The sequence below is a fragment of the Actinophytocola sp. genome (genome assembly GCF_035712165.1).
GTDB lineage: Bacteria > Actinomycetota > Actinomycetes > Mycobacteriales > Pseudonocardiaceae > DASYTH01.
This window is the reverse complement of the sequence record NZ_DASTBH010000119.1, coordinates 1-16,622: the sequence shown is the minus strand read 5'-3', so window position 1 is coordinate 16,622 and position 16,622 is coordinate 1. Positions and strand designations below refer to the sequence as shown.

General features: G+C 71.4%; 19 protein-coding genes. 5 read left to right on the top strand and 14 right to left on the bottom strand.

The genetic code is table 11. The features are described from left to right. Window positions 1–1,303, bottom strand: a 1,303-nt coding sequence (locus tag VFO68_RS06170; RefSeq protein ID WP_325157183.1) for an ATP-binding protein, incomplete at its 3' end; no start/stop codon positions are given. A gap of 120 nt (window positions 1,304–1,423) precedes the next feature. Between VFO68_RS06170 and lepA the strand changes: the two genes are divergently transcribed. From lepA to VFO68_RS06155, 3 genes are all read left to right on the top strand, one after another. Continuing rightward, the gene (gene lepA, locus VFO68_RS06165; RefSeq protein ID WP_325157182.1) at window positions 1,424–3,274 is read left to right on the top strand and encodes a translation elongation factor 4; all 1,851 of its coding nucleotides are present in this window, start codon (window positions 1,424–1,426) and stop codon (window positions 3,272–3,274) included. A 68-nt stretch (window positions 3,275–3,342) separates the two neighbouring features. Then, on the top strand, window positions 3,343–3,912 hold the full coding sequence (locus VFO68_RS06160) for a Uma2 family endonuclease (RefSeq protein WP_325157181.1): 570 nt from the start codon (window positions 3,343–3,345) through the stop codon (window positions 3,910–3,912). 54 nt (window positions 3,913–3,966) lie between these two features. Next, a complete protein-coding gene (locus tag VFO68_RS06155; RefSeq protein ID WP_325157180.1) occupies window positions 3,967–4,323 on the top strand; it encodes an MmcQ/YjbR family DNA-binding protein in 357 nt (118 codons plus the stop codon). On the opposite strand, the gene VFO68_RS06150 is transcribed toward VFO68_RS06155, so the two are convergent. Continuing rightward, complete coding sequence (locus VFO68_RS06150; protein ID WP_325157179.1) at window positions 4,320–5,285, bottom strand: zinc-binding dehydrogenase; 966 nt, start codon at window positions 5,283–5,285, stop codon at window positions 4,320–4,322. The genes VFO68_RS06155 and VFO68_RS06150 overlap by 4 nt on opposite strands. A gap of 73 nt (window positions 5,286–5,358) precedes the next feature. Here VFO68_RS06150 and VFO68_RS06145 point away from each other — a divergent pair, with 73 nt between their 5' ends. Further along, window positions 5,359–5,559 carry a hypothetical protein gene (locus tag VFO68_RS06145; protein ID WP_325157178.1) on the top strand — a complete coding sequence of 67 codons (201 nt, stop codon included), beginning with the start codon at window positions 5,359–5,361 and terminating at the stop codon, window positions 5,557–5,559. On the opposite strand, the gene VFO68_RS06140 is transcribed toward VFO68_RS06145, so the two are convergent. From VFO68_RS06140 to VFO68_RS34235, 12 genes are all read right to left on the bottom strand, one after another. After that, window positions 5,552–6,322: an enoyl-CoA hydratase-related protein gene (locus VFO68_RS06140; RefSeq protein ID WP_325157177.1), complete on the bottom strand. Its 771-nt coding sequence runs from the start codon at window positions 6,320–6,322 to the stop codon at window positions 5,552–5,554. The genes VFO68_RS06145 and VFO68_RS06140 overlap by 8 nt on opposite strands. A gap of 11 nt (window positions 6,323–6,333) precedes the next feature. After that, window positions 6,334–6,786, bottom strand: coding sequence for a DUF4396 domain-containing protein (locus VFO68_RS06135; protein ID WP_325157176.1), 453 nt, complete (start codon window positions 6,784–6,786; stop codon window positions 6,334–6,336). 32 nt (window positions 6,787–6,818) lie between these two features. Further along, complete coding sequence (locus VFO68_RS06130) at window positions 6,819–7,559, bottom strand: sirohydrochlorin chelatase (RefSeq protein WP_325157175.1); 741 nt, start codon at window positions 7,557–7,559, stop codon at window positions 6,819–6,821. Then, the gene (locus tag VFO68_RS06125) at window positions 7,556–8,476 is read right to left on the bottom strand and encodes an ABC transporter permease (protein ID WP_325157174.1); all 921 of its coding nucleotides are present in this window, start codon (window positions 8,474–8,476) and stop codon (window positions 7,556–7,558) included. Before VFO68_RS06125 ends, VFO68_RS06130 begins: the two co-directional genes overlap by 4 nt. Continuing rightward, window positions 8,463–9,260 carry an ABC transporter ATP-binding protein gene (locus tag VFO68_RS06120; RefSeq protein ID WP_325157173.1) on the bottom strand — a complete coding sequence of 266 codons (798 nt, stop codon included), beginning with the start codon at window positions 9,258–9,260 and terminating at the stop codon, window positions 8,463–8,465. Before VFO68_RS06120 ends, VFO68_RS06125 begins: the two co-directional genes overlap by 14 nt. 12 nt (window positions 9,261–9,272) lie before the next feature. After that, window positions 9,273–10,334: an ABC transporter substrate-binding protein gene (locus VFO68_RS06115; RefSeq protein ID WP_325157172.1), complete on the bottom strand. Its 1,062-nt coding sequence runs from the start codon at window positions 10,332–10,334 to the stop codon at window positions 9,273–9,275. Beyond that, window positions 10,331–11,614 carry a sulfate adenylyltransferase subunit 1 gene (locus VFO68_RS06110; RefSeq protein ID WP_325157171.1) on the bottom strand — a complete coding sequence of 428 codons (1,284 nt, stop codon included), beginning with the start codon at window positions 11,612–11,614 and terminating at the stop codon, window positions 10,331–10,333. Before VFO68_RS06110 ends, VFO68_RS06115 begins: the two co-directional genes overlap by 4 nt. Further along, window positions 11,614–12,516, bottom strand: coding sequence for a sulfate adenylyltransferase subunit CysD (cysD, locus tag VFO68_RS06105; protein WP_325157170.1), 903 nt, complete (start codon window positions 12,514–12,516; stop codon window positions 11,614–11,616). The genes VFO68_RS06110 and cysD overlap by 1 nt, the downstream gene beginning before the upstream one ends. Then, window positions 12,513–13,196, bottom strand: a complete 684-nt coding sequence (locus tag VFO68_RS06100; protein WP_325157169.1) for a phosphoadenylyl-sulfate reductase — start codon at window positions 13,194–13,196, stop codon at window positions 12,513–12,515. Before VFO68_RS06100 ends, cysD begins: the two co-directional genes overlap by 4 nt. Then, window positions 13,193–13,351 carry an Insertion element protein gene (locus VFO68_RS06095; RefSeq protein WP_325157168.1) on the bottom strand — a complete coding sequence of 53 codons (159 nt, stop codon included), beginning with the start codon at window positions 13,349–13,351 and terminating at the stop codon, window positions 13,193–13,195. The genes VFO68_RS06100 and VFO68_RS06095 overlap by 4 nt, the downstream gene beginning before the upstream one ends. After that, entirely contained in the window at window positions 13,348–15,018 is a 1,671-nt protein-coding gene (locus VFO68_RS06090) for a nitrite/sulfite reductase (protein ID WP_325157167.1), read from the bottom strand. Before VFO68_RS06090 ends, VFO68_RS06095 begins: the two co-directional genes overlap by 4 nt. Window positions 15,019–15,121: 103 nt before the next feature. Then, a complete protein-coding gene (locus tag VFO68_RS34235) occupies window positions 15,122–15,211 on the bottom strand; it encodes a putative leader peptide (RefSeq protein ID WP_414635466.1) in 90 nt (29 codons plus the stop codon). A 73-nt stretch (window positions 15,212–15,284) separates the two neighbouring features. Between VFO68_RS34235 and hemW the strand changes: the two genes are divergently transcribed. Continuing rightward, on the top strand, window positions 15,285–16,514 hold the full coding sequence (gene hemW, locus VFO68_RS06085; protein ID WP_325157166.1) for a radical SAM family heme chaperone HemW: 1,230 nt from the start codon (window positions 15,285–15,287) through the stop codon (window positions 16,512–16,514). The last annotated feature ends 108 nt before the right edge of the window (window positions 16,515–16,622 follow it).

Here is a 16,622-nt window from a genome sequence, read left to right as displayed (position 1 = left end):
GCTGGACCGGTGCCTCGTCGCCCCGGTCCAGCGCCACCAGCACGGCCCGGCGGGCCAGCTCTCGGATGAACGAGGCGGTCGCGCCCTCGGTCGCGGCCACCACCGGACCCGGATCGGGCAGGTCCAGCCGCACGTCGCGGGTGTAGAGCCGGAGCAGCTGCTCCCGCCCGTGGGCGTCCGGCCGGGGCACCTCGACCGCGAGGTCGACCCGACCGGGCCGGTCGGTGAGCGCGTGTTCGAGGGTCTCCACCCGGTTGGTGGTCAGCATGAACGTCACGTCCGCGTCCGCCCCGACCCCGTCCATCTCGTTCAGCAGCTCGAACAGCAGCGGGCCGCCGTCGGTGAGCGACCGGTCCTGGGCGATCAGGTCCACGTCCTCGACCACCACCACGGACGGCTGCAGCCGGCGGGCCAGGGTGGTGGCCGCCGGGATCTTGGCCAGCGCCCGGCCGGACATCATCACCACCGTGCTGCCGGTCAGCCGGCTCAGCAGATACCGGACCGTGTGGGTCTTTCCGGTGCCGGGCGGTCCGTGCAGCAGCAGCCCGCGCTTGAGATGCTGGCCGGCCGCCAGCAGCGCCGCCGCGCGTCCGGCGGGCAGCACGACGTGCCGCTCCACGCTGTCCAGCACACCCGGCGGCAGCACCACCTCGGCCGCGGTCAGCTTCGGCCGGGGCAGGAAGGTGACCAGCTCGTTGCCGCGGTGCTCGCTGAAACCGAACGCGAGGATCTGGCCCCGGAACACGTCGTGCTCGCGCATCAGGGCGCTGATGCGCTCCCGGACCGCGGTGGCCGTCGCCCGGTCGGCGGCCAGCACCCGCAGCGAGCACTCCAGCTCGTGCTCGCTGGGGCCGCGCACCGCGACCACGACCGGGGTGCCGTCCGGCGCCACCGTGCGGATCAGGCCGAACCGCACCGCGTCCATGGTCCGGTCGGGCCCGGTCGCGACGCTGGCGTAGTCGGCCGCGCCGAGCGCGAACGTCCCGTGGCCCTCGGCGGCCATGGTGATCATGTCCATCAGGTCCTGGAACATGCGCGTCCCGCCGCCGATGCCGAACCAGGTCGCGTCGGGGGAGTGCTGGGCCAGGTAGGCGTCCACCCCGCGCTGCAGGTTGGCGTGCTCCCAGCCGGGCCAGCGCTCCAGCACGTTGGGGATCTCGCTGACCGGGCAGCCGATGTGCCCGGTGAGCATGTCCTGCAGTGGGGAGCCGACCGCCAGCGCCTGCTGGGCGGAGCGCAACACGTCGCGCAGCGATCGGGCCAGCTCCAGGGCGGCATCCCGGTCCAGTGTGTGTTCTGTCACCCTCTCGAGGATGGCACAGGTCACACTCCAGGGTGACCGGGTCCTACTGAGCCACCGGCGCCTGACCAGCGGGGCATGGGACGATGGGGACGTGCCCGTTGATCCCGATAAGGAACCTGCGTGACCACGTTCGCCGACAAGACGTTCACCGCCCCTGAGCTGATCCGCAACTTCTGCATCATCGCCCACATCGACCACGGGAAGTCGACGCTGGCCGACCGGATGCTGCAGCTCACCGGCGTGGTCCAGGAGCGCGACATGCGCGCGCAGTACCTCGACCGGATGGACATCGAGCGCGAGCGCGGGATCACCATCAAGGCGCAGAACGTGCGGCTGCCCTGGCAGGTCGGCGGCCAGGACCACGTCCTGCACATGATCGACACCCCGGGGCACGTCGACTTCACCTACGAGGTGTCCCGGGCCCTGGAGGCCTGTGAGGGCGCGGTCCTGCTGGTCGACGCCGCGCAGGGGATCGAGGCGCAGACCCTGGCCAACCTCTACCTGGCGCTGGACAAGGACCTCACCGTCATCCCGGTGCTGAACAAGATCGACCTGCCGGCCGCCGACCCGGACAAGTACGCCGCGGAGCTGTCCCACATCATCGGCTGCGAGCCGTCCGACGTGCTCAAGGTGTCGGCGAAGACCGGCAAGGGCGTGCGGGAGCTGCTCAACGAGGTGGTGCGGTTGGTGCCGCCGCCGCAGGGAAATCCGGACGCGCCGGCCCGCGCGATGATCTTCGACTCGGTGTACGACACCTACCGCGGCGTGGTCACCTACATCCGGGTGGTGGACGGCAAGATCACCCCGCGGGAGCGGATCCGGATGATGTCCACCAACGCCACGCACGAGCTGCTCGAGGTGGGCATCATCTCGCCGGAGCCCAAGCCGAGCAAGGGTCTCGGCGTCGGCGAGGTCGGCTACCTGATCACCGGCGTGAAGGACGTCCGGCAGTCCCGGGTCGGCGACACCGTGACCGCCGAGCGCAAGGGCGCCACCGAGCCGCTCGCGGGATACCGGGAGCCGCGGCCGATGGTCTACTCCGGACTGTATCCGGTGGACGGTTCGGACTACCCGGATCTGCGTGAGGCGCTGGACAAGCTGCGGCTCAACGACGCGGCGCTGAGCTACGAGCCGGAGACCTCCTCCGCGCTCGGGTTCGGTTTCCGGTGCGGCTTCCTTGGCCTGCTGCACCTGGAGATCGTGCGGGAGCGGCTGGAGCGGGAGGCCGGGCTGGACCTGATCTCCACCGCGCCGAACGTGGTGTACCGGGTGGTGATGGACGACGGCGCCGAGCACGTGGTGACCAACCCGTCGGACTGGCCGGTGGGCGGCAAGATTTCCGAGGTGTACGAACCGATCGTGAAGACCACGGTGATCGCGCCGTCGGACTACATCGGCTCGATCATGGAGCTGTGCCAGGCCCGCCGGGGTCAGCTCGGCGGCATGGACTACCTGTCCACCGACCGGGTCGAGCTGCGCTACACCCTGCCGCTCGCCGAGATCATCTTCGACTTCTTCGACGCGTTGAAGTCGCGTACCCGGGGGTATGCGTCGCTGGACTACGAGGAGGCCGGGGAGCAGACCTCCGACCTGGTGAAGGTGGACATCCTGCTGCAGGGCGAGACGGTCGACGCGTTCAGCTCGATCGTGCACCGGGACGCCGCCTACGGGTACGGCACCCGGATGGCCGCGAAGCTCCGCGAGCTGATCCCGCGCCAGCAGTTCGAGGTGCCCATCCAGGCCGCGATCGGATCCCGGGTGATCGCCCGGGAAACCATCCGCGCGATCCGCAAGGACGTCCTCGCCAAGTGCTACGGCGGCGACATCACCCGCAAGCGCAAACTGCTGGAGAAGCAGAAAGAGGGCAAGAAGCGGATGAAGATGGTCGGCCGCGTCGAGGTCCCCCAGGAGGCCTTCGTCGCCGCCCTCTCCACCGACGAGTCACCCGATAAGGCGAAATCCAAGAAGTAGCCCGCTGATCAGCCCCGTTGTGTCGGGGTCGTCTGCTGGGGTGGTCCACGACGAGAGGGGAGGGCACCATGACAGCTATGACCACCACGTCCGGCATTCCGCATGGTCGTCCGTTCACCGTGGACGACCTGGAGGCGATGCCGGATGACGGCAACCGGTACGAGCTCATCGACGGGATGCTCATCGTGAGCCCCGCACCCAGCAGGCGCCATCAGAAGGTGGTGCTTCAGCTTGCGATCAGGCTGGACGCGGCCTGCCCGGACGACCTGGAGGTTCTGACCGCCCCGTTCGGCGTCCGTCTTTCTGACACCACCGAACTCCAGCCGGATGTGCTTGTCGCTCCCGATAAGGACTTCACCGATCAGTACCTGCCGGTGGCGCCGCTGCTGGCGGTAGAGGTGCTCTCGCCCAGCTCTGTGATCAACGATCTGAACAACAAGAAGGCGGCCTATGCCCGGATGGGTGTGGTCAGCTATTGGGTCGTCGACCCGCAGCAACCGCGCCTGACGGTTTTCGAGCTGGTCGACGGGAGGTACCGGCAGGTGGCCGAAGTCAAGGGGGACGATGCGTTCGAGGCGGAGCGGCCGTTCCCGGTGCGAATCGTGCCGGCGGAGCTGCTGGGGAGGCTGGCGCGCTGAGTGGGTTCACATTCGTCCAAGCCCCGGGGTAGGGCCGCGGCCTAGTCTGCTGGCATGGCTGACGATCCGTTGGAGCGGTTGCGGGGGTTGTGTCTGGGGTTGCCGGAGACGACGGAGCGGGTCAGCCATGGGGAGCCGACCTGGTTCGTGCGGGACAAGAAGGTGTTCGTGATGTACGCCGATCATCATCACAATGATCGGTTGGGGTTCTGGTGTGCGGCACCGCCCGGGGTGCAGGAGGCGTTGGTGGGGGCGGAGCCGGAGCGGTTCTTCCGGCCGCCGTACGTGGGGCATCGCGGGTGGTTGGGGGTGTACCTGGACGTGCCGGTGGACTGGACGGAGATCGGCGAGATCGTCCAGGACGCCTACCGGATGATCGCGCCGAAGCGGTTGGCGGCGGAGCTCGGCTAGCGGGTGAAGACGATCTTGCCGGCGGTGTCGCCGGCGAGCATCTCGGTGAAGCCCTCCTGGGCGCGGTCGAGCGGGAGCTCGGTGCCGATCTGGGGGCGGATGCCGGTGGTGTCGCAGAAGCGGAGCAGGTCGGCGAGCTCGTCGCGGGTGCCCATGGTGGAGCCGACCACGCGCAGTTGCAGGAAGAACAGGCGTTGCAGGTCGGCGCTGGGGTCGGGGCCGCTGGTGGAGCCGGACACGACGATGATGCCGCCGGGCTTGAGGGCGCGCATGGAGTGCGCCCAGGTGGCCTTGCCGACGGTCTCGAAGACGCCGTCGACGCGCTCGGGGAGGCGGGCACCGGACTCGAACGTCGCGTGTGCGCCGAGCCGTTCGGCAAGCGCCCGCTTCTCCTCGGTGCGGCCGGTGACCCAGACCCGCAGGCCGGCGGCCCGGCCCAGCTCGATCAGCGCGGTGGACACCCCGCCCGAGGCGCCCTGCACGAGCATCGTCTGCCCGGGACGCAGACCCGACTTGACGAACAGCATCCGGTAGGCGGTCAGCCAGGCCGTGCCCATGCACGCGGCCTCGGCGAACGACATGCCGGCCGGCTTGGGCAACGCGTTGCGCGCCGGGACCACCACGACGTCGGCGAACGAGCCCTGGTGCTTCTCGGTGAGCAGGGTGCGGCGCGGGTCGAGGGTCTCGTCACCGAGCCACGCCGGGTCGCCGATCACGGAGTGCAGCACGACCTCCGTGCCGTCCTCCAGGACCCCGGCGCCGTCGCAGCCCAGGATCATCGGGAACTGCTCGGGCTTGATCCCCACGCCGCGCAGCGTCCACAGATCGTGCATGTTCAGGCTGGCCGCCCGCACCCGCACCGCGACCCACCCGTCGGGCACCTGCGGCTCCGGTCGGTCACCGACCCGCAGCGCGGCGATCGGATCGTCCGGGTTCGGTTCTGCGGCATACACGGCGAACATGACCATCAACCTAGCGAGCGTGCCTGCCGAACGCGCCCCACTGTGAACCAGGTCAACCGGATAACCTCGAACGGTGCTGGACGGGTTTGGCGACTGGTGGAACCAGGTGGAGCTGTGGATCGTGCTCGGCCTGCCGTTCCCGTTCCAGTTCGCCCTGGTGATGGCCGTCCTGCTGCCGTTGTGCGTGGTGGTTGCCTGGCTGATCGACCGGGCCGTCGACTACGCCTCGGCCCGGTTCGGCCCGTCCGACGAGGACGAACCCCCGGTCAGCTAGGCACCCAGTTCGGGGTGCGCTTCTGGGCGAAGGCGAGGATTCCCTCCTGGCCCTCGGCGCCGGCGAAGAACTCGGCGGACAGAGCGGTCATGGCCGCGAAGTCGGCGGCGAGGTCGTCCGGGCGCTCCCGGCGCAGCATCCGCTTGGTGGCGGCCAGCGCGTTCGGCCCGCCCAGGGCGAGCATGCCGGTGTAGCGGGCGACCTCGGCGTCGAGTTCCCCGGCCGGCACCGCGGAGTTGAGCAGGCCGATCTCCACCGCGCGCCGCGCGTCGAACTTCTCGCCGGTCAGGAACAGCTCGTGGGCAGCGCGGGGGAGCAGCCGGGGCAGCACGGTCACCGAGATCACCGCCGGCACCACGCCGATCCGCACCTCGGTGAAGGCGAAGCTGGCGTCCTCGGCGGCGACCGCGATGTCGGCCGCGGCCACCAGGCCGACGCCACCGGCCCGGGCCGGCCCGGCGAGCTTGGCGATCACGGGCTTCGGGCTGTTCCAGATCTGCTCGAGGATCGCCGGGAACTCGTTCACCCCCTGGGCCGAGGTGGACGCGCCGCCGGCTTCCTTGAGGTCCATCCCGGCGCAGAACACCGGGCCGGTGTGGTCGAGCACGATGACCCGCGCGGTCGGGTCGGCCTCGGCGGCGCCGAGGTGGTCCCGCAGCTCGCGGCGGAGCTGGGCGGACAACGCGTTGCGGTTGTGTGGGGAGTCCAGCGTGATCGTCGCCACGCCCGAGGTCACCGCGTAATGCACCAGCTCATCAGCCATAAGGGCTCACCTTAGTGAGCCGCGTGATCGTGGTACTTGTGCACCACGGCATGGCCCCGGCCGCGGGCGATCAGCCAGCGGTTGACCGGCACGGTCACCACGAAGGCGACCGCGAACGCGACGGCGAGGCTCGCCCAGAACAGCCAGTCGCCGACGCCGGCCTCGATCGCGCCCGGGATGGCCACCATGATCGCATTATCGACGATCTCCATGACGGTGATGGAGATCGTGTCGGCGGCGAGCGCGACGGACACGGCGGCGCCGAACGCGACCCCGGCCCGCAGCACCGGGCGGATGGTCAGCGAGTAGCCGAACAGGAACGCGAGCGCCACCGAGAGGATCACGGTCGGCCAGGTGGACCAGCCCAGCGAGGAGCCGATCACCATGCCGAGCACCTCGCCGATCGCGCATCCGGTCAGACAGTGCAGGGTCGCGTTCACCGCGACCCGCCAGGATCCGTCCATGCCCCCAAATATACCCCAGGGGGGTACCGAAGTCACGCGTAGCGCAGTGCGGGCACCCGGGCGGCGCGGTAGCGGTCGAGGACGACCTCGGCCAGCGCGCTGCCGAGCGGGGCGGCGACGAGCGCCGCCGGATCGGCACGGCGGGCCTGGGCGGTGACCCGGTCCGGCAGCCGGCCGGGGGCGACGAACCAGGAGGCGACGGCGATCCGGCGGGCGCCGCGGGCGCGCAGCCGGTTGATCGCGGTGTCGAGGTCGGGACCGGCGGCCGAGGCGAACGCAGCGACCGCCCCGGCCCACGGGTGCCGCCGCGACCAGCACCGGGCCACGTCGGCAACGGCAGCGTTCGCCGGCTGGTGCGAGGAACCGGCGGCGGCCAGCACCACCCCGAGCCGCTCGTCGTCCAGCCGCGCGCCGGCGGCGGCCAGGCGGGACAGGGCGGCAGCCTCGACCCGGGAGTCGGGGCCGAGCACAGCGGCGGTCGACACCGACAGCCGGGGCAGCCGGGCGACCGACTCGGCCACCAGCGCCGGCACGTCCACCCGGGCGTGGTAGGCGGCACCGAGCAGCAGCGGCACGACGACGACCTCCCGGTGCCCGTCCTCGTCCAGCGCGGCGAGCACATCGCCCAGCCGGGGTGCGGACAGGTCCAGGAACGCCCCCCGCACCACCAGACCGGGCTGGTGCGCGCGCACCGCGTCGAGCAGGCGCGCCACCGTCGCCGCCGACCGGGGGTCGCGGCTGCCGTGCGCGACGGCGACCAGAGGCACGCTCATAGGCCCGCCGCCAACCCGCGGGCATGCAGCACGGCGCGCTCCAGCGGACGGAACACCAGCAGTTCGATGCCCACGCCGACGAAGAAGATCAGGATGATCGCGGCCAGGACCATCGACATGTCGTTGAGGGAGCTGCCGTTGTGCAGGAACTGGCCGAGCCCGACGCCGAGCTGGGGTGAGGTGGCGATCAGCTCGGCGGCCATGAGTGAGCGCCAGGAGAACGCCCAGCCCTGCTTGAGGCCGCCGAGGAAGCCGGGCAGCGCGGCGGGCAGCAGGATGTGGCGGATGCCGGCGAGCCGGCCGGCGCCGAGCACCTTGCCCACCCGGGGCAGGATCGGTGGGATCTGGTCGATTCCGGAGACCAGGCCGTTGGCGATCGACGGGACCGCGCCGAGCAGCACGACGAAGTAGATCGCCGGGTCGGTCAGGCCGAACCAGAGGATCGCGGCCGGCACCCAGGCCACCGACGGCAGGCTCTGCAGGCCGGTGACCAGCGGACCGATGCCGCGCCGGATCACCCCGACGTTGGCGATCGCCAGGCCGAGTGGCACGGCGACGATGAGCGCGATCAGGAAGCCGATCACCGCGCGGTGCACCGAGACCCACATGTAGCCGGCGATCTCACCGGTGGGAATCCGTTCGGCGATCTGCGCCCACACGGCCTTGGGCGACGGTAGTTGGTACTCCGGCCAGATGGCCGCCGCCCACAGCACCTGCCAGAGCACGACCAGCGCCACGATCGCGACGATCGGCGGCAGCGCCCGGCCGGCGAACCGCAGCAGCCGGCCCCGTCCGGTGCGGACGGGGCCGTTCTGCGGAGTGTCCAGCGCGTCCAGCCCGGCGACGGTGGCCTCGTTGTCCGCGTTCGGGTCGAGCGCGGCCGCGTCCGTGGTGAGCGTGCGGTCAGGCCGTGCCATGACTGGTGATCACCTCGCGCAGCCGGGTGTTGACCGTCTCGACCATGGCCAACTCGTCGGCTCCGGTCAGGCCGTCCACCGACCACTGCTCGACCACCCGGCCCGGCCGCGAGGACAACAGCACCACCCGCTGGCCCAGCCGGACCGCCTCGCGCACGTCGTGCGTGACGAACAGCACCGCGGTCTCGGTGGTCCGCCAGATCCGCCGCAGCTCCGACTGCAGCACGTCCCGGGTGATCGCGTCCAGCGCCGAGAACGGCTCGTCCATCAGCAGCAGCGGGGCGCCGTCCCGGCCGGGCTGGTGCAGCGCGGAGGCCAGCGCCCGGGCCAGGGCGACCCGCTGGCGCATGCCGCCGGACAGCTCGTGCGGACGCTTGTCGCCGACGCCCTCCAGCCGGACCAGGGACAGCAGTTCGGCGGTGCGTTCCCGGCGGGCGGCGCGGCTCACCCCGGCCAGCCGCAGCGCCAGTTCGACGTTGCGGGCGGCGGTGAGCCACGGCATCAGCGCGGCCTCCTGGAACATCACCGCGGGCCGGGCGGTGGCGAGCTCGATCTGGCCCGTGGTCGGGGTGTCCAGTCCGGCGACCAGGTTCAGCACCGTGGTCTTGCCGCAACCGGACGCCCCGACCAGGCAGACGAACTCGCCCGGCGCGACCCGCAGGTCGACGTCCTCCAGCGCGGTGACCGCGCGGCGCCCCTGCCCGAAGGTCTTGCCCACCCCGGACAGCCGGACGGCGACGTCGGTCGGGACGAGGGTCGCGGGAGTCTCGAGCGCTGCGGTCATCGTCGTGCCTTCCTACTTCTTGTCCAGGCCGGACGGGTCCACTTCGGACTTGCCGAGCTGCTTGAGCACGGTGTTGAGCGCGGTCAGGTCGGCGTAGCCGGCGACGTTGGCCGCCTCCTTGGCCACCCCCGCGGTGACCGCGTCCTTGGCCAGCTGCGGGAACTGCCCGGCGACCGGATCGAGGGTCAGCTCGATGCCCGACCAGGCCCGCTCGGTCACCGGCTGGCTCAGGTCCTTGCCGGTCAGCTCCTTGAGCTGCTTGTTCACCGCGGCCTGGGCCTCGGTCTTGCTGGCGCCGGCATAGTCGATCGAGGCGATCAGCCCGCGCAGCAGCGCCTGCACGGTCTGCGGGTGGTCCTTGAGGTAGCCGGTGCGCACGATCAGCACCGTGGTCGGGAACTTGCCGTTGGGCCACAGCTCCTTCTCGTCCACCAGCACCTTGGCGCCGGCCTCCAGGACCAGGCGGGACGACCACGGCTCGGGCAGCCAGGCCGCCTGCACGTCGCCCTTCTTGAACGCGTCCAGGGTCTGCGCGTTCTCCAGGTTGGTGACCTGCACCTTGTCGAAGATCGCCTTGTCCTTCAGCCACTTCTTCAGCGCCACGTCCTGGGTGTTGCCCAGCTGCGGGGTCACCACGGTCTTGCCGACCAGGTCCTCGGGCTTGCTGATGTCGTTGCGCACCACCAGCTGCGCGCCGCCCGAGGTGGCGCCGGAGATCAGCCGCACCGCCTCGCCATTGGACTTGGCATAGGCGTTGATCGCCGGACCGGAGCCGATGAACCCGGCGTCCAGCGAGCCGCCGAGCAGCGCGTTGACCTCTTCCGGACCGGCGTTGAACTTGGTCGGAACCAGCTTGGTGTTGCCCAGTTCCTTGGCGAACAGGGCCTTCTCCAGGCCGATCAGCGCGGCCGCGTGGGTGACGTTGGGGAAGTAGCCCAGGCGCAGTTCCGCGGCCGGGCCCTTGTCCTGGGCGGGGGCGGCTGAGGAGTCGCTGCCGCCGTCGGCCCGGGAACAGGCGCCGACCGCCGACAGCACGACGGCGGCGATCGTTGCGGTTAACAGACGTTTGCTCACGGGGCGTCTCCGGGTCGCGATGGGGTGGGGTTTCCTACCAGGCCGGCGGCCAGCGTGGTGCCGTCCGCCGGGTCGATCACCAGAAACGCGCCGTTGCGTCGGTCGGTGGTGTACTCGTCGACCGGCAGCGCTTCCGCGGTGCGCAGCAGCACCCGGCCGATCTCGTTGAGCTGCAGGTTCTCCGGGTTGCCGACGGTGGCCAGGGCCTGCTCGTCGAACCGGGAGACCAGGGTGGTGACGATCGCCGGGACGGTCCGCGCGCCGTGCTTGACCAGGACGCGGGCGTTGTGCGCCAGCGGTTTGTCGGAAAGCCACGCCAGCGTCGCGTCCAACTCGTCGCTCACCCGGGGCGGGGCGGCCGCCGATGCGATCACGTCACCCCGGGAGATGTCCAGATCGTCGGCCAGGATCAGGGTGACCGACCGGCCCGCCTGCGCCCGCGCCAGCGGCCCGTCCGGGGTGTCCACCCGGACCACCGTGGTGCGCTGCCCGGCCGGGAGCACCACCACCTCGTCGCCCGCGGCCACCGTGCCGGCGGCGATCTGCCCGGCGTAGCCGCGGTAGTCCGGGTGCTCGGCGGTGCGCGGCCGGATCACGTACTGCACCGGGAACCGCAGCGGGGCGTCCTGCGGGTCCGGCTCGACCGGCACCGTCTCCAGGTGCTCCAGCAGCGTCGGGCCGGCATACCAGGGGGTGCGCTCGCTGCGGTCCACGACGTTGTCGCCGACCAGCGCCGACACCGGGATGGCCAGCACGCTTCCGGCCGGGTAGCCCAGCGCCTCGGCGTGCCCGGTGAACTCCTTGGCGATCACCTGAAAGGTGCTCTCCGCGTAGTCCACCAGGTCGATCTTGTTGACCGCGAGCACCAGCCGGGGCACCCCGAGCAGCGCGAGCACGGCGGCATGCCGGCGGGTCTGCTCCAGCACGCCCTTGCGCGCGTCCACCAGCAGCACCGCCAACTGGGCGGTCGACGCCCCGGTGACCGTGTTGCGGGTGTACTGCACATGCCCCGGAGTGTCGGCCAGCACGAAGGACCGGCGCGGGGTGGCGAAGTAGCGGTAGGCCACGTCGATCGTGATGCCCTGCTCGCGCTCCGAGCGCAGCCCGTCGACCAGCAACGACAGGTCCGGAGTGGACAGTCCCTTGTCGACGCTGGCCCGGTGCACCGCGTCGAGCTGGTCGGCCAGCACCGACTTGGTGTCGTAGAGCAGCCGGCCCACCAGCGTGGACTTCCCGTCGTCCACGCTGCCGGCGGTCGCCAGCCGCAACAGATCCGTCATCAGAAGTACCCCTCGCGCTTGCGGTCCTCCATCGCGGCCTCGGACAGCCGGTCGTCGGCCCGGGTGGCGCCGCGCTCGGTGAGCCGGGAGGCGGCCACCTCGGCGATCACGTCGTCGATGCCGGCCGCGTCGGACTCCACCGCGCCGGTGCACGACCCGTCACCGACCGTCCGGTAGCGCACGGTCAGGTCCCGAACCTCCTCGCCCGGCCGCGGACCGCCCCACGGCCCGGCGGTCAGCAGCATCCCGTCGCGCCGGTAGACCTCCCGCCGGTGCGCGAAGTAGATCGACGGCAGCTCGACCTTCTCCCGGGCGATGTAGCGCCAGACGTCCAACTCGGTCCAGTTGGACAGCGGGAACACCCGGACGTGCTCGCCCGGGCGGTGCCGGCCGTTGTAGAGGTTCCACAGCTCCGGCCGCTGCCGGCGTGGTTCCCACTGGCCGAAGGCGTTGCGCAGGCTGAAGATCCGCTCCTTTGCCCGGGCCCGCTCCTCGTCCCGCCGGCCACCGCCGAACACCGCGTCGAACCGGTGCTCGTTGATGGTGTCCAGCAGCGGCACGGTCTGCAGCGGGTTGCGGGTGCCGTCGGTCCGCTCGGCCAACCGCCCGTCGTCGATCCAGTCCTGCACGTGCGCGACCACCAGGCGCAGCCCGTACCGCTCCACCGTGCGGTCCCGGAAGTCGATCACCTCGTCGAAGTTGTGTCCGGTGTCCACATGCAACAGCGGGAACGGCACCGGTGCCGGCCAGAACGCCTTCACCGCCAGGTGCAGCAGCAGGGTGGAGTCCTTGCCACCGGAGAACAGGATCACCGGGCGGTCGAACTCGCCGGCCACCTCGCGGAAGATGTGCACCGCCTCGGACTCGAGCCGGTCCAGGTTGTCCATCACGGTTCTGGTCATCCGTGCAACCCGCATTCGGTCTTGGCCAGACCCGCCCAGCGGCCGCTGCGCGGATCGGCGCCGGGCAGCGGCTTCGCGGTGCACGGGGCGCAGCCGATGGAGGGATAACCGGCCGCCACCAACGGGTTCTCCAGGATCCCGTGTTCGGCGATGTAGCCGTTGAACTCCTCGTCGGTCCACGCCGCGATCGGGTTGATCTTCACCAGGCCGTTCCGCTCGTCCCACTGCACGATCGGCGTGTCGGCCCTGGTCGGCGCGTCCACCCGGCGCACCCCGGTGACCCAGGCGTCGTAGTTGGCTAGCGTGCGCCGCAGCGGCACCACCTTGCGCAGGTGGCAGCAGCGGTTCGGGTCGGTCCTGTTCAGCAGCCCGAACTCGGCCTCCTGCGCGGCCACCGACTGCGCGGCCGCCGCGTCGACGATGTGCACGCGCGGGTAGACGACCTCGACCGCGTCGCGGGTGCCGATGGTCTCGGCGAAGTGGTAACCGGTCTGCAGGAACAACACGTCGACGTCCGGCTTCACCCCGACCGCGAGGTCGATCAGCACGGCGTCCTGCATGTTCGACGCCACGATCCAGGAGTCGCCGAACGTCTCGGCGGTCCAGGCCAGCGCCTCGTGCGCGGTCGCCTCGGCAAGCTCGTCCTGCGCGGTGTCCACCAACTGCCGCAACGCGCTCATGACCGGACGTCCTGAATCACCTTGAGGCCCACGAACTTCACCGTGAACACCCGGCGGCAGGAGACGCACAGCCAGGCGGCGTGCGGCTCCTCCTCGGGGCGCAGGTCCTCCTCGCCGCAGTACGGACAGTGAAACGGGGTCGCTCTCTCACTCACCGCAGATCCCCCTCCTCGGCCCGCGCCACCCACTGCGCGAACCGTTCGTCCGGCAGCCGGGCGGCGACGTAGCGGCGCACCACCCGCTGCACGTAGTCGGACAACTCCGCCCCGGTCACCTTGTGGCCGCGCAGTTTGCGACCGAACCCCGCGTCCAGCCCGAGCCCGCCGCCCAGGTGCACCTGGAAGCCCTCGACCTGCCTTCCGTCGGAGTCGGTGACGATCTGGCCCTTCAGCCCGATGTCGGCGGTCTGGATCCGGGCGCAGGAGTTCGGGCAGCCGTTGATGTGCACACTGATCGGCGTGCTGATCCCGGCGGTGATGTCGGCGAGCTTCTCCTCGAGGTCGGCCACCAGGTCGGCGGCGCGCGCCTTCGTCTCGACGATCGCGAGCTTGCAGAACTCGATGCCGGTGCAGGCCATCACGCCGCGCCGCCACGGCGAGGGCTCGGCCTGCAGGCCGAGTGCGGCCAGTTCGGCCCGCAGCGCGGGAACCTGGTCCTGCGGAACGTCCAGCACGACGATCTTCTGCTGCGGGGTGAGCCGGACCCGCAGCGAGCCGACCCGCTCGGCGGCCTTGGCCACCGCGACCAGCGTCGAGCCGGACACCCGGCCGGCGATCGGGGCCGCGCCGACGTAGAAGTTGCCGTCCTTCTGCCGGTGCACCCCCACGTGGTCGCGCGGCTGGGCGGGCACCGCGGGCGCCGGGCCGTCGACCAGCTTGCGCCTGAGGTACTCGTTCTCCAGCACGTCCCGGAACTTCTCCGCACCCCAGTCCTTGACCAGGAACTTGAGCCGGGCCCGGTGCCGCAGCCGCCGGTAGCCGTAGTCGCGGAAGATGCCGACCACGCCGGCCCACACGTCGGGCACCTCGGCCTCGGGCACCCAGGCGCCGAGCCGCTGCGCGATCATCGGGTTGGTGGACAGGCCGCCGCCGACCCACAGGTCGAACCCCGGGCCGTGGTCGGGATGGTCGACGCCGACGAAGGCGACGTCGTGCACCTCGTGCGCCACGTCGGGCAGGCCGGACACCGCCGTCTTGAACTTGCGCGGCAGGTTGGCGAACGCCGGGTCGCCGACGTAGCGGCTGGTGATCTGCTCGATCGCCGCGGTGCCGTCGAGAACCTCGTCCACGGCGATCCCGGCGACCGGGGAGCCGAGGATGACCCGGGGCGTGTCCCCGCAGGCCTCCATGGTGGTCAGGCCGGCGTCCTCGAGCGCCCGCCAGATCGCCGGCATGTCCTCGATCCGGATCCAGTGGTACTGGATGTTCTGCCGGTCGGTGATGTCGGCGGTGTCCCGTGCGTAGGTCTGGGACAGCTCACCGATCAGGGTGAGCTGGCTGGTGGTCAGGGCGCCGCCGTCGATGCGCACCCGCAGCATGAAGAACTCGTCGTCGAGCTCCTCGGGTTCCAGGGTGGCCGTGCGGCCGCCGTCGATCCCGGGTTTGCGCTGCGTGTAGAGGCCGTACCAGCGGAACCGGCCGCGCAGGTCGGCCGGGTCGATCCCGTGGAAGCCGGTGTGCGCGTAGATGTTCTCGATCCGGGCCCGGACGTTGAGCGGGTTGTCGTCCTTCTTGCTGCGCTCGTTGGGGTTGAGCGGCTCGCGGTAGCCAAGCGCCCACTGGCCTTCACCGCGGCGAGCGTGCGCCCGCGTGGGGGTGACCACCGTACGGTCCTCCGGAGGTCAGGGCGAGCGGGTGTGCGGCGGTCGACGTGCGTGGCCGGCGCACCCCGTCGCCGGCTGGAAAACGGCACAAATCGACGGCGGGCTACCCAACCCGCCGGCACATCGCGCTGGAGACGCGCCGGAAGTCGACGTGGCGGCGAGCCACGAGGAGGACTTCGGTCGCGTCGAACACGGTTCCGAGCGTGCCAGCCGTTCCACTCCTGGTCCAACGCCATCCGCATCGTGGGATGCGGTTGACTGGTCGCGTGCCCTCCGTGCTCCCACCGGGTGAACCGGCTCCTGCCGACGGCGCAGTGCCGCCTTCGGCGCTGGCGTCGCTGGGTCGCCGGCCGTTCGGGGTGTACGTGCACGTCCCGTTCTGCGCCACCCGGTGCGGCTACTGCGACTTCAACACCTACACCGCAGGCGAGCTGGGCACCGCCGCGTCGCCCGCGTCCTGGCTGGCCGGCCTGCGGGCCGAGCTCGAGCTTGCCGCCCGGGTGCTGGGCGGGCCGCCGGCCGCCGACACGGTGTTCGTCGGCGGCGGCACCCCCTCGCTGCTCGGCGCCGCCGGGCTGGCCGAGGTGCTCGGCGCGGTCCGGGACACCTTCGGGCTGGCCGGCGGCGCCGAGGTGACCACCGAGTCGAACCCGGAGTCGACCTCGCCGGAGTTCTTCGCCGGCATCCGGGCCGCCGGGTACACCCGGGTGTCGCTGGGCATGCAGTCGGTCGCGTCGCACGTGCTGCGGACCCTGGATCGCACGCACACGCCGGGCCGCGCCGCCGAGGCCGCCCGCGAGGCCCGGGCCGCCGGGTTCGAGCACGTCAACCTGGATCTGATCTACGGAACGCCGGGGGAACGGCCGGACGACCTGGACGCCTCGCTGGACGCGGTGCTGGAGGCCGGGGTGGACCACGTGTCGGCCTACGCGCTGATCGTGGAGGAGGGCACCGCGCTCGCCCGCCGGATCGCCCGCGGCGAGCTGCCGGCTCCGGACGACGACGTGCTGGCCAGCCGCTACGAGCGGATCGACGCGGTGCTCTCGGGGGCCGGGTTGCACTGGTACGAGGTGTCCAACTGGGCCAGCGGGCCGCACGCGTGGTGCCGGCACAACCTCGGCTACTGGCTCGGCTGCGACTGGTGGGGCGCCGGGCCGGGGGCGCACAGCCACGTGGGCGGGGTGCGCTGGTGGAACGTCAAGCACCCGGCGCGCTACGCCGAACTGCTCGCCGGCGGGCGGTCCCCGGCCGCGGCGCGCGAGCTGCTCTCGGCCGCCGACCGCCAGGTGGAGCGGGTCATGCTGGAACTGCGCCTGTCCGACGGGCTCGCCGTGGACGTCCTGGACGAGCCGGCCCAGGCCCAGGCCCGGGCCGCGGCGGAGGAGGGCCTGCTCGATCCGGACGCGATGGCGGGGGTCAACGGCCAGCACGGCCGCTGCGTGCTCACCCCGCGCGGCCGCCTGCTCGCCGACGCGGTGATCCGCCGCCTGGTCTGAGCCCCGCGAGTCCCCACTTCCAGCCCGGCGAGTCCCTATTTCCAGCCCGGCGAGTTCCCCGTTCGGTGTGGGCCCGAGGTGGGAGTTCACGGGTAGGAAAGGCAGAGG